Below are 12,262 nucleotides of genomic sequence, written 5' to 3' on the forward strand. Positions count from 1 at the left end.
TCCGTTAGTTCACGGGCAACACCGCGTCCATAGCGTTCGTTCTCGTAACCTCGGTGGCGGTTGCGCCGGTACGACCAGCGCCGCCGCTACCGGACGACGAAGGAGCCAGTAACAGGTGTTCACTACCAAAGAGGAACTGCTCGACTACCTCAAGACCGAGAACGTCGAGTACGTCGATATCCGCTTCTGCGATCTGCCCGGCACGATGCAGCACTTCAGCATCCCCGCCTCGGCGTTCGACGAGAGCGTCTTCGAGGACGGTCTGGCGTTCGACGGTTCGTCGATCCGCGGCTTCCAGTCGATCGACGAGTCCGACATGATGCTGCTCCCCGACGTCAGCTCGGCCCGCATCGACCCGTTCCGCGCCGCGAAGACGATGAACATCTCGTTCTTCGTCCACGACCCCTTCACCCGGGAGGCGTACAGCCGCGACCCGCGCAACATCGCCCGCAAGGCGGAGGAGTACCTCAAGAGCACCGGTATCGCCGACACCTGCTTCTTCGGCGCCGAGGCGGAGTTCTACATCTTCGACTCGATCAGCTACGACTCCACCATCAACGGCTCGTTCTACGAGATCGACGCGATCTCGGGTTCGTGGAACACCGGCCGTGCGGTCGAGGAGAACGGCTCCCCCAACCTCGGCTACAAGGTCCGCAACAAGGGCGGCTACTTCCCCGTCGCGCCGTACGACCACTACGTGGACCTGCGCGACAAGATCTCGACCAACCTGCAGAACTCGGGCTTCACGCTCGAGCGCGGCCACCACGAGGTGGGCACCGGCGGCCAGGCCGAGATCAACTACAAGTTCGACACGCTGCTGCACGCGGCCGACGACGTCCAGCTGTTCAAGTACATCGTCAAGAACACCGCGTGGCAGGAGGGCAAGACCGTCACGTTCATGCCGAAGCCGCTGTTCGGCGACAACGGCTCGGGCATGCACGCCCACCAGTCGCTGTGGAAGGACGGCAAGCCGCTGTTCTACGACGAGGCCGGCTACGGCGGCCTGTCGGACATCGCGCGCTACTACATCGGCGGCATCCTGCACCACGCCCCGTCGCTGCTCGCGTTCACCAACCCGACGATCAACTCGTACAAGCGGCTCGTGCCCGGCTACGAGGCCCCGATCAACCTGGTGTACAGCCAGCGCAACCGCTCGGCGTGCGTGCGCATCCCGATCACAGGTAACAACCCGAAGGCCAAGCGCATCGAGTTCCGCTGCCCCGACTCCTCGGGCAACCCGTACCTGGCCTTCGCCGCCATGATGATGGCCGGCCTCGACGGCATCAAGAACAAGATCGAGCCGCACGCCCCCGTGGACAAGGACCTCTACGAGCTCCCGCCGGAGGAGGCAAAGAGCATCCCGCAGGCCCCCACCTCACTGTCGGCCGTGATCGACCGCCTCGAGGAGGACCACGAGTACCTCACCGCCGGCGGCGTGTTCACCGAGGACCTGATCGAGACCTGGATCGCGTACAAGCGCGAGCAGGAGATCGCGCCGGTCAACCTGCGCCCGCACCCCTACGAGTTCCAGCTCTACTACGACGTGTGACCTCTGAGGGCCGCTGACCAGGCTATTCCTGGTCGGTGGCCCGCAGTTGGCCCGCAGCAGTTCGTAACGAGTCGGCCCGCGCCGTGATGATCCACGCGATCACGGCGCGGGTCGACTCGTCTGCTCGGGGACCAGTGCCGCAAGTCGTGGAACACGAACGCGCCGGGCACACCCTTGACCTTGACGATCGAGCGGGCGATGCGTGTCGCTCTGGGCTAGATCGCCCTACGGGACTGTTTGGGGTCGGCTTTCAGCTGGTATGAGCGGGACTTCGCTCGAGCGATGATCGCCTGTGCGCGCTGCTGTCGTTGCGCGCGCTGCTCGGGCGTCAGCTTCACCTCACGCAGCTTCGGTGATGCGTTCATCGACCTCATTGCGCCTCCATGATCCCGAATGGCCGCCATCGTTTGAGCTGCTCATCATAACTCTCATCCGCGGGTCGACGGTGCCGCCTTCGCCTTTGTGTTCGTTTTCTACGGTACCTCTCCGAACATCGGCGCACGCTGGAGGCATCGAAGGGAGGTGCCCAATGCTCGCGAACACCAGCGCTGCAGAGTATTTGGATGCGCTCGCCTCCTTCGAACATGCCGCGGAGCGGTTGGCCGGGGCGAATCCGGTGATGCTGACGTCGGAACAGGTGCTCGACGGGATGCGCCGGCTCGAGACCGCCGCCCGGAAGGTGCCGTCGGCGCAGTACGCGGTCACCGCGATCGCCTTCGAACAGGGCCTACCCGCCCAGCTCGGGTACACCGGCCTCAAAGAACTCCTCACAGATCAGCTCACCCTCGCCGGGGTGGAAGCGCAGGAGCGGATGCGCGGGGCCCTGAACCGGGCACCGCGGCAAGAACGCGGTGTCCCGCCCGAACCGCGGCGTCCGCTGCTCGCCGCCGCACAACGCGCCGGGAGGGTCTCCGAACGGCACGCCGTCGCGATCGAAAAGGCCCTGGACAAATGCGCACGCAAACTCAACGACGTCACCGACCTGGAGGACATGCTGGTCACCGCCGCCGAAGGCGGCGTCACCCCCGACGACATCGCCCTGCTCGGGCGCCGCGCCTACGAGCTGATCGACCCCGACGGTGCCGAGCCCTCCGCCGAGGGCATCGCCCGCCAACGCGACCTGCATCTGGGCAAACAGCGCGACGACGACCTCATGAGCACGCTCGAAGGATGCCTGGCCCCCGAGGCCCACGCACTGGTCGACACAGTGATGGAGAAGCTCGCCCGTCCCGGGGTGAACAACCCCGCCGACGCCGAGCACCCCGTCGACATCGATGACCCGGACGCGATCGCCGACGCTGCCAAACGCGACAAGCGGACCGCCGGGCAGCGTCGGCACGACGCGCTCGTCGCCGCGCTGCGCGCCGGCATCGCATCCGGGATCCTCGGCCACCGCGGGTTGCCGTGCGTCCCGATCATCACCCTCGGCATCGACCAACTCGAATCCGAGACCGGGGTCGCGACCACCGCCACCGGCGGCCGGCTGCCCGTGCCCGACGCCCTAGCCATGATGGGCACGCTCAACCACATCGCCAGCTCCAGCCGCTCGGTCTTGATCGGACCCAGGGGCGGGTGAGGGCAGGCGTGTGAGCGATTCTGCAGCCCCGAGCCGCTAGGCGAGCGGGCGAAGCCTAGCGAACAGGCCTGCCCTCACCCGGCCCGGCCAGCCCCCGGCTGCGACGCCCCCGCCGCCCGCTGCCAAGTGCATCACATCACCGAATGGGCCGGCGGCGGCCGCACCGACATCACGATGCTCACCCTGGCCTGCGACAAGCACCACGGCAAAGTCGTCCCCAGTACGGACCAGGTCCGCCGCGGTCTCGAAACCGTGGTCCTGCCCGACGATCACGAGTACCCGGGCCGGACGGGATGGCGCCGCACCGCCGACCCCACCGCCCAGTACAGGGTCAACCACACGCATCACCCCGCCGAGCTGTATCAACTGGCCCAGCAACACCACCGAGAGCGCCGGCAGGCCTACGCCGACGCCTGGCGCGCCGAGGACGAACGCGCCCTCTGCCGCGACTTCGTCGGCACCATCCACGACGACATCAACGCGATCCTCGACGGCCCGAACGGACCACCCACCCTCGAACGCCTCCTCTCCGAACACGACGACGACAACCACTGGCGCACCGATCCCCCATGGCCGCTGGCCGCCGCGGCGTGACCTCGGCGCCGCGTGACCTCGCCGCCGCGTAACCTCAGCGCAGCGTGACCTCGCCGCCGCGTGACCTCAGCGCAGCGTGACCTCGGCGCAGCGGCTCCGCGGGCGTATCGGGCGTATCGTCGAGGACGACGAGGAGGCGACGATGTTCGAGACGAAACTCAAGGGCTTCTCTGCACCAGTCAAGCTAAGCGCCGAGTACAACTTCGATGGACTCGCGGAACCGAACTCTGGGATATCTGGCCCCAAGGAGGGGCATCAGTCCCTGTCGTAGGAGTTCGATCGCGTGTGAGGTACGGAGTTCGGCGGGCGCGGGACTTAGCCGGTCCTTGCGGGCACTGGGATTTTCGTGTGACGAGTGCGTCCCTTAGGTGTTCTCCACCCGACTACCATGCTCGCCAGGGCTATTAGCGAAAGCGAAAGCGCGGTTGCCGCCACTGGCGCGGCGGGCATTGCTATCGGGATATCGTATCCGATGCCGTACACTATTCGCTGTTCGGAGTAGATGGTCAGGATCAGTGGGACAGCGGCGGTGATCAGCGCGCCTGCGATTGAAGTCGTGGCGATGACCGCGAACACGGCCGCTGTATCGGACCGGGTGAGCCCCAGCTGCTGTAATGTGCGGCGTCCTGGTAGTAGTTCTCGGCGAATGTTCATGACCACACCGAGAAGCGCGATCACGCACAGTAATATCGGTATGACGACTATAGCGGTGATGCCTGCTGTTTGGCTGCGCTGGTTGTCCTTAAGTTGGTCCTCGATCCATTGCCGAGTAGATACTGCCGAGCCATCAGCAGGGGTGCGGTAGAAGACAAAACCGGGAGTGTCGGACGAATCTGGAAAGGTAGCGTCGACAACGAGGTACCGGTAGCGGAGGTACCGGTTTTCCGAGACCTTGCCGACTACCCGAACTGTTACTTCCTGCCTGTCGGGTGAGACCCAACGGCGTGTGTCGCCGACGGTGTCGTTGGGGTCTCCTGATAGCACGCGAAGGGAGCTTCGGTCTTGCTCGCTTTCGGTTGTCAGTGCTAGCGGAGCGGCAGGGCTGATGCCGGGGAATATCGTGGCTAGGTTCTCGGGGTGCGTGATGCGAAACAGTGATATAACGGTCGCCCGCTGTCCTGGTGCGGTCCAGCGCGAGTCTCCGCGCACGCCGACACTGTGGGGGTCGGCGTGCGCGGAGACGTTCCAGTCGCTGTCGGGGTGTGTTGATGTGTCCAGCACGGATTCGGCTGCAACGGATTTGAGTTTGTCGTACTCGCTGGCGCTGCGACCGGTCTGGGCGAGCGAGAAGATGACTGCGACCACGGTGATCGCGAGCGTGATGGGGATGGCGATCCGGGCTGAGCGGCTTGCTCCTGTTGCCGACCATCGGCCACCTATCCGTAGGTAGCTACTGAGCCGGTCGGGAACCATCGCTCTATGCGAGATCGCAGTTGTGATTGCAGCGAACGTATAGGTCACAGCTGGTGTTAGCAGTGCCGCCCCGATCACACCGAGCAAGGCGACTCCGAACGGGACGCTGTTGATCGCCTTCTCGGTCGGCGGAACAAGCGCCGCCAACGCCGTTGCTCCTGCTAGAAACACTGCTGCCATAGCGAGAGGCACAGGTCGTATGCTGCGGCGCCGCCGGGCCCTCTGCTGCTGGTTCTGGTCGGCGTGCGTCATCACATCGCGGTACCCCGAGCGGGAGCCGGCCATGGCCGCAATCACTATGAGCACGGAGACCAGCGCGACAGCTGAGATCCGCGGCCCGACGGCAATAGTTTGCGGGGCGAGGTCATAGTAGGCCAGCACCACCCGGGTCGGCGGCGCGAGCAGTGTCCCGATGCCGGCGCCGACCGCTGCGCCGATCGCGGTGAACACTGCGCATTCGAGAAGGAAGATCATTCCTGTGCGCCGCGGGGTCGCTCCGAGGATGCGATACACGGCCAGGGCATCGCGCCGCGCGTTTGCCACTGACCCGACCAGCGCATGAATCACCATCGCCGCAGACACCAAAGACACAATCGTCATGACAATCGCGAACGATGCGAGCCCGTCCGCTGCGACGAGATCCTTGGCGTACCTGTTGATATCCGGCCCTGCGGGGACTGACGAGGTATCACTCGCGGCCAAGAAGATGGTTACAGCGTTCGCGCCTGCGAGCGCGCATACCCCGCTTGCGATACACACCCAGCGGTACGTTGCTCCGTTGCCGCGGAACGCAGTTCGTATCCAAAACAGCACGTGCGCCTCCTACTTGCGGCTACAGGGCGATAACACGCCGGGCGATCTCCTCAGCGGAGGGCGATGACAGCTCTCCAACGATTCTGCCGTCGGACAGAAAGACCACCCGGCTGGTGGTCGCCGCAACGACGGGATCGTGGGTGGCTACCACCACCGCGCTGCCGGTCGTAACAACGTCCTTAAACAGTGAGGTGACGTTCGCTGCGTTCGTCGAGTCGAGTGCACCGGTCGGCTCGTCTGCGAACACTATCGTTGGCTTGCTCATCAAGGAGCGGGCGATGGCGACACGCTGTGCCTCGCCGCCCGACAGGTCTTCGACCAGGCGCGACCCCATCGCTGCCATTCCTACCGCCTCTAGCGCCGCGGTCTTTTCGGCAGTGGTGTAGCGCCGTCCGCGGATGTGACCGGCAACATCGAGGTTGTCGGTGACACTGAGATTCCCGATAAGGTTTAGGCCCTGGAATATGAACCCCACAGGTCCGCGGCGGACCAGAGCCCGCGCCTTCTCCCCTAGATCGTCTATGCGGGTGCCAGCCACCGAAACCGACCCCGCAGTCGGCTGTAGGAGCCCACCGCCAAGCTTGAGCAGCGAGCTCTTGCCGGATCCAGACCGGCCCATGATCGCAACTGACTCCCCTTCCCTGACAGTGAGGTCGACGTCTTTGACGATCGTTGACGCTGGATGGCCGGCAGCGTAGGTCAACCCGGAGATCTGCAGTGCGGCAGCACCACCTGATTGCACGTTGGGTGAGGTTTGGTTGGTCACGGACTTCAGAAGCAGCCAGTGCTCGATGTGCTCCAGCTTTCATGGCAGCCCGAACTCCACGTTGACCAACTGCTGCGCGAGGTGTCGCTCTCGGCGTAGTCGAGCTTCTGCAGATCTAGGATATGCGACATATGAACCTCCAGGTTGTTGTGTGTAACTAGTTGATGGTGATCGGTTGGCGTGTTCTAGGCGACAACAGGCGCTGTGGATTTGCTACAGGAAGCCAGTCCACTAGATGCGTCGAGTTAGCTAGGGCGGGGAGCAGACCAGCAGCACCGTGTGCGTAGTCCACCGCCAGACGCCGTCCTCCGTCGCCGGAGGACAGGAGACCACTGGGGCTGTGAAACAGGAAAGGTGCCAGCAGTTCAAGTGGATTCATAGCTGTTCGTGGCGGGCCCAGTAGCTCGGTGAACATCCGTTCTGCGACGAGTAAGCCGGACATGCCTTTGAGCAGGCCTGGGTACAGGCAGGACCGAACGTCGCAGGCTTGCCGAATCCGATGCAGAACATGCACGTGATGAGCGGTCAACGGTTCGCCCGTCAACTGATGCATGACAGCGACCGCAACACCCACCCCCGCCGACCCGCTCCCCAGGTACGGATACAGGGCACCTCGAAAACGCACCTGCAGCGATCCGTCCGGAGCCTCTACCAGAGCATCGACCGCCGCATCGATGAGCGCCTTACCGGACGACCTCAGAGCGTCCGCATCCACCCCAGGACACAAAGACAGCAACAACACGCCTACAGCAAGCCCGGCCATCCCGTCGAAAAGCCCGAGAGGACCTTCCAACGCGCGGTCGACAATTGGGCCAGAAGTCAGATTTGCTGCCATCGCTTCGGCCTCCGAGAGCGGGGTCTCTCCGCCGTTGAGGCAGAGCGACGCCAGAGCCGCAGCTATCCCACCTGCGCCGTCGGCTAGACCATAGCGATTGAACCGACCTGCAGCGGAAGCGCTGCCCGCGACTAGAGCGCTGACCGAATCCTCTGGCGCGCCGAACTCACTCAGTGCACAGGCCAGCCCACTTCGCCCAGTCAACAGCGAGAAGTCCTCACAAGCCCGGTACTGAACCTCGAGCTGCTCGAGCTCCGCTGCGAACACTCGATTCCGCCGCGTGCTCGGAGCAGCTCTGTCGAGCATGAGCATCACACCAGCAGTTCCGTATCCAACAGACCAAGCCCCCAGTGCGGATTCATACATCACAGGTGAGCCCGGAAAGACGCCCTTCTCACGGCTAGATGCACGTGACCGCAGGATTCCTTCGACTAGACCATTGCGAGTCCTCTCTGGTGTTGAAAGCACACCGACCCACGCTGATCGCACCGGACTCCGGCGCGCATGAGCAACGGACTTCAGCAGAGGAGAACCGAACTCCTCATCGATGCTTTGAATAGCATCGACTGCTCGAGAACCGAAAGTTTCATCGATAAACCGCTTCTGGCCTTCCCAGATCGTGTCGCTGAGCGAGCAGAGAGGCGTAACTGGGTGGAACATATGGATTACACTTCGGACTACTGAGTACCCATCGCGTTGCCGTGGATCGAACGCTGAATCTAGGTCGGAGACGAAACCGGGAGTCCCGATAAACCTTCGCTTCCCTTCCCTGGCGCCCATATAGAAATGAGCGAGCTCCAGGTCGATTAGCGTTACGGCCGGAGCTGCCGCAGATACGGAGTGACCGTCAGCTTCGCTGATCATTATGTTTCGGGGTTGAATGTCGACGAGCGCACATCCCGCCGCGTGGGCATGTAGAACAATTTCCGAGATTTTCTTGGCGATTGCCAAGCATCGGCGCGTGTACGTCTCCACCTCTACCGTTTTGGAGAACGGGAAGTTTTGAGCCACCCACTCGTAGAGCGTCACACCCTCAACAAATTCCAATTCGGCGAATCTGTGACCGTTCACCATGAAGGTATTATGCGCATTTACAATACCAGGGATTTCTGTCAGGTTTCTCAGGGTATTGAACTCGTTCAATAACCGATCCGCCGCGTCTTCTCCAGTATTCGGGTCCACCGCTACGTGGGATCTGCCTTCTTTAAGGACGCAAGCGCCTGAGCTTGATTCGTTCCGTTGCGCGAGGTAAACGCCACCGGAGTTGGCGAAGTGCAGTGCCGACAGAACGGTATAGGGAAACTCTGCGCGTGAGACCGTGTCACCGCTTGTTCGCCTCTGTATTGCGTCGGTGAGAACCGTTGGGATCCGCGAACTAGGCGGCGAGATGAAGTACGGCACACGCCTGTCGGGCACGTCCTCGAGAGTGTCCTCATCTTTGATGACCGCAGTTTCTTCGCCGCTGACGATTGCGGTCCGCTGTCGAAACGCCCCGTAGCGGATAAATACCGGAGAATCACGCCATCGAGCATCGGATAGTATCTCGGGACCAGAGTAGCCCTTGAGGGTGACTTCCAATGCGTTTAGCGCAGCCTCGAGACGGACATCATCTTGTACAGGGTATATCGTGATGAACTTACCCGAGGCTGCGCGGTCTGCATATTTGGAATTGCTCTGCGCGAGTGCTGCGAAATTTGGTAGGTGCTTAAATGGTAGGCATTGCTGATGGCATACTTGCGCGGTACGCCGGAGTACGTCATCTGCTTCCGCAGGAACAGTGCTGATATGGATCTTCCACCCCTGATCGGGCAGAGCCGCGCCCCGTGGGTAGTAGTGAACCCACCCAGCAGTCTCCTGTGTCACCCATGATCCAGGAGTAGGGACGGTGAATCTATTTCCGGATCGGTTGTGGGTGTCGCCGTTGTCGCGAAGAAATAAGGGTCGCTCGTAGAAGTGATATCCGCTTGGAGTTGTGCAGCAATCTTCAGGAAATACCGCTCGTTGACGCACTTATCCCCCTTGCGTCGTGCACTGCAACTTGTCGAGTCTTCGATCAGTCCGGAGCTCGGTCAACATATTGGTAGACTGTATCTCCGCGTGAACTCTTGGTGGTGAACAGAAGCCCGTGCTGCCGGAAGAAGTTCTCGTCAGAGGTGTGAGCGGCGTGAGCAGCAAGCGACATCGATCCTAACGCGGATGCCTGAATCACTGCCCCAAAAGAGCTGTCGGATCGTGAATCCAGCTCTATCACTTCGCCATCAGGCCTGGTGACAGTGGTCCGGCACCCCCAGAACTGTCCTTCGATTACTTCAACGGGAGCTTCTATCGTAACCGAGTATGTTCCGGTATCGGTTTCAACTACCTTCTCGGCAATTATGGAACTAGCCCTCAAGGCACTGCCTCAGGTTCTCTCGGGCGGCGTAAAAGCATCGCTGAGCAGCAGCGTTGTTGCCTGATGCGGCGATGCTTTCACAGGTTGCCAAGGTGCTCTGATACAGGGCTTCGCAGTCAGGGTTCGCGAGCGCGTTCGGTGCCGTAGAAAAGACGCACGCGCCAGCAACAAAAAATGCTGCCGTAGCAGTAAGTGCTCGTCGAACGAGCGGAGTGCGTGCTCGTGTAGCAGCGTTGGTCATGAAGTTCTCCCGTGTGTGGTCGGGCCTTGTCGAGATGGACGAGGAACATAGAACGTTGTACTAACGAATTAAGTGTCGCAGCCGACGCCCTGGTTGTCAAGAGGGGCAGCGCGCCAGGCCGTCGGCTGTGATCGCGACGGATCCGGATTCTCCGTCTCGCCTAGCCTCCGCGGCGAGCACCATCGCCCGCTCACGCGGAGCCTGTCAGGCCAGCGCCACCCGTCCCCGTTGGCAGCAACGACATGGTCGGTGCTGCTTTAGCCCTATCTGCTGGGCATGGTGGGGGTTCCGAGTTCGGCGCTTCGGGTGGCGTGGTGCTGTGTGTCTCGGAGTTTGTCGCGGAGGTTTCGGCGCAGGGCGAATTCGACCTCATCACCATGATCGCCTCGCTCCACCACCTGCCGCTGCGGTCGACCCTCGAACGCTGCCGCGGGCTGCTCGCTCCCGGAGGCCGCCTCCTCGTGGTCGGGCTGGCGCGGCAGACGACCGCCCCCGCCGACCTGGCGTGGGAACTCGGCTCCGCGGCCGCCAACCCGGTCCTGGGTCTCCTCGCCCACCCGCGACCTCATCGCGGCCCGCGCCCCGCGGAACGCTTCCCCGTCGCCGACCCGCGGGAAACGGTCGCCGAGATCGCCGCCGCCGCGGCCGAGCTGCTGGGCGGCGACGCGCGCGTCACGCGGCGGATCCCGTTCCGCTACACGCTCTCGTGGCAGCGCCCGGCTCAGTCGGCTCAGTCGCCTCAGCCGGCTCAGTCCGGCGGGTAGATCCGGGCCGCCAGCGCCGCCTTGCGCGCCACGTTCGCCCGACGGTCCGCCGCCGGGAAACCCCCGGCGGTGGGCCGGGGCGGGACGGGTGAGTCACCGTCGACGACGGTCCAGCGCGACCCGGCCGCGGTGAGCGACCCGTGCTTGATCCCGTAGTAGTCCGGCTTGGCCACGATGGCGATGCCGCTGTCACCGGCGGCCGCGGCCACGAGGTGCGGGTGGAAGCGGGTGCTGATCCACGTGAGCCCCGCCCCGCCGGCAGTCCCTCGCGCCACACATCGAGGAACGGGATGATCCGGGCACCGTCGAGCCGCGCGCCCAGCAGCTTCGGCACCGTGTAGTCGTGCCCGGGGATGCCCTCGACCACGACGATGTTCTCCCCCGGCACCCGCCACGCGTCGAGCACGGCCTCCACGTACGCCGCGAGCCCCTCCGCGCCGGACAGTCCGCGCCAGGCGAAGCCCTCGGACAGGTCCTCCTGCACGCACAGCGCCACGTCGCCGGGCCGTGCCGGCACGTCGGACGCCGCCACGTCGAGTCCGAGCCACACGTCGTCGCCGGTGAACGATCGCCCGGGCACCGACGCGAGCGCGTCGAACGACGCCCGGTCCCGCACGTCGAACACCGTGAACGCGGCGGCGTCGGAACGCAACCGGGCGAGGGCGGCACCGTCGGGCAGCGGGAGGAGGCCCAGCCCCGAGGCGTACGCCCGTGCCCCCGTTCGCCGCGCGACCGCGCCGACGGCGGACACGACGGGCAGCCACTGGGGCCAGATGCCGTTGATGTAGCCGCCGCCCACGATGTGGATGCTGGACGCGCGCAGCAGGTGGTCCACGCCCTCGGCGAGCCCCGGGGCGACGCCCAGCTCGGAGGCCGCGGAGGCGACCCAGTCGGACGGGGAGAGATCGCCGCACAGCTCGGGGTGCTCATCGGCGGCCCGCGCGAGCCGCCACAGCGTGTCGACGAACACCGCGCGCGGGTGATCGTGCGCGAACAGCAGAGCCGCCTCGCCGACGTGCGCGACGTCCACGATCACGGTGTCGGTGGGGCGGACCCGCGCCAGGTGCCGCAGCCAGATGCGCAGAACCAGCTCGTCGCCGTAGTTCGGGTGCCCCGCGACCCCGATGAGGTAGATGATCCGGCCGCCGCCCAGGGTGCCCAGCAGGCGCTCGACCCCGCCGAGGCCGCGACGCGCCAGCCGGTCCAGACGGCTGGTCCGGGCCAGGCCGGCCATCCGCTCGCGTGTACCCACGGCCACACGCTACCGGTAGGTTGGCGGGATGCCAGTCAACCGCTTCGTGTCCTTCGCCACCGTCGCC

Annotated in this window: 10 protein-coding genes; 5 read left to right on the forward strand and 5 right to left on the reverse strand. The window is 64.2% G+C overall.

Translation table 11 applies throughout. The features are described from left to right. Window positions 1–115: 115 nt before the first annotated feature. Window positions 116–1,549, forward strand: a complete 1,434-nt coding sequence (gene glnA, locus MTP03_RS14365; protein ID WP_248488846.1) for a type I glutamate--ammonia ligase — start codon at window positions 116–118, stop codon at window positions 1,547–1,549. A gap of 215 nt (window positions 1,550–1,764) precedes the next feature. Here glnA and MTP03_RS14370 read toward each other — a convergent pair whose 3' ends face one another. Continuing rightward, window positions 1,765–1,914, reverse strand: coding sequence for a hypothetical protein (locus MTP03_RS14370; protein WP_248488847.1), 150 nt, complete (start codon window positions 1,912–1,914; stop codon window positions 1,765–1,767). Here MTP03_RS14370 and MTP03_RS14375 point away from each other — a divergent pair. The 3 genes from MTP03_RS14375 (at window position 1,905) to MTP03_RS14385 (ending at window position 3,990) form a co-directional block, all read left to right on the forward strand. Then, window positions 1,905–3,125 (forward strand): DUF222 domain-containing protein, encoded by a 1,221-nt coding sequence (locus MTP03_RS14375; protein ID WP_248488848.1) that lies wholly within the window; start codon window positions 1,905–1,907, stop codon window positions 3,123–3,125. The two genes, MTP03_RS14370 and MTP03_RS14375, sit on opposite strands and share 10 nt — an antisense overlap. A 126-nt stretch (window positions 3,126–3,251) precedes the next feature. Next, window positions 3,252–3,719, forward strand: a complete 468-nt coding sequence (locus MTP03_RS14380) for a hypothetical protein (RefSeq protein ID WP_248488849.1) — start codon at window positions 3,252–3,254, stop codon at window positions 3,717–3,719. A 76-nt stretch (window positions 3,720–3,795) separates the two neighbouring features. Next, on the forward strand, window positions 3,796–3,990 hold the full coding sequence (locus MTP03_RS14385; RefSeq protein WP_248488850.1) for a hypothetical protein: 195 nt from the start codon (window positions 3,796–3,798) through the stop codon (window positions 3,988–3,990). A 44-nt stretch (window positions 3,991–4,034) separates the two neighbouring features. Here MTP03_RS14385 and MTP03_RS14390 read toward each other — a convergent pair whose 3' ends face one another. The 3 genes from MTP03_RS14390 to MTP03_RS14400 form a co-directional block, all read right to left on the reverse strand. After that, window positions 4,035–5,945, reverse strand: a complete 1,911-nt coding sequence (locus MTP03_RS14390) for an FtsX-like permease family protein (RefSeq protein WP_248488851.1) — start codon at window positions 5,943–5,945, stop codon at window positions 4,035–4,037. Window positions 5,946–5,964: 19 nt separating this feature from the next. Beyond that, the gene (locus MTP03_RS14395; RefSeq protein WP_248488852.1) at window positions 5,965–6,648 is read right to left on the reverse strand and encodes an ABC transporter ATP-binding protein; all 684 of its coding nucleotides are present in this window, start codon (window positions 6,646–6,648) and stop codon (window positions 5,965–5,967) included. Window positions 6,649–6,868: 220 nt separating this feature from the next. Continuing rightward, on the reverse strand, window positions 6,869–9,124 hold the full coding sequence (locus tag MTP03_RS14400; RefSeq protein WP_248488853.1) for a protein kinase/lanthionine synthetase C family protein: 2,256 nt from the start codon (window positions 9,122–9,124) through the stop codon (window positions 6,869–6,871). A gap of 1,432 nt (window positions 9,125–10,556) precedes the next feature. Between MTP03_RS14400 and MTP03_RS14405 the strand changes: the two genes are divergently transcribed. Continuing rightward, window positions 10,557–10,943: a class I SAM-dependent methyltransferase gene (locus tag MTP03_RS14405; protein ID WP_248488854.1), complete on the forward strand. Its 387-nt coding sequence runs from the start codon at window positions 10,557–10,559 to the stop codon at window positions 10,941–10,943. On the opposite strand, the gene MTP03_RS14410 is transcribed toward MTP03_RS14405, so the two are convergent. Then, window positions 10,852–12,195 carry a polysaccharide pyruvyl transferase family protein gene (locus tag MTP03_RS14410; RefSeq protein WP_248488855.1) on the reverse strand — a complete coding sequence of 448 codons (1,344 nt, stop codon included), beginning with the start codon at window positions 12,193–12,195 and terminating at the stop codon, window positions 10,852–10,854. The two genes, MTP03_RS14405 and MTP03_RS14410, sit on opposite strands and share 92 nt — an antisense overlap. Window positions 12,196–12,262: the final 67 nt, after the last annotated feature.

The organism is Tsukamurella sp. PLM1 (assembly GCF_023168325.1).
Taxonomy (GTDB): Bacteria; Actinomycetota; Actinomycetes; order Mycobacteriales; family Mycobacteriaceae; genus Tsukamurella.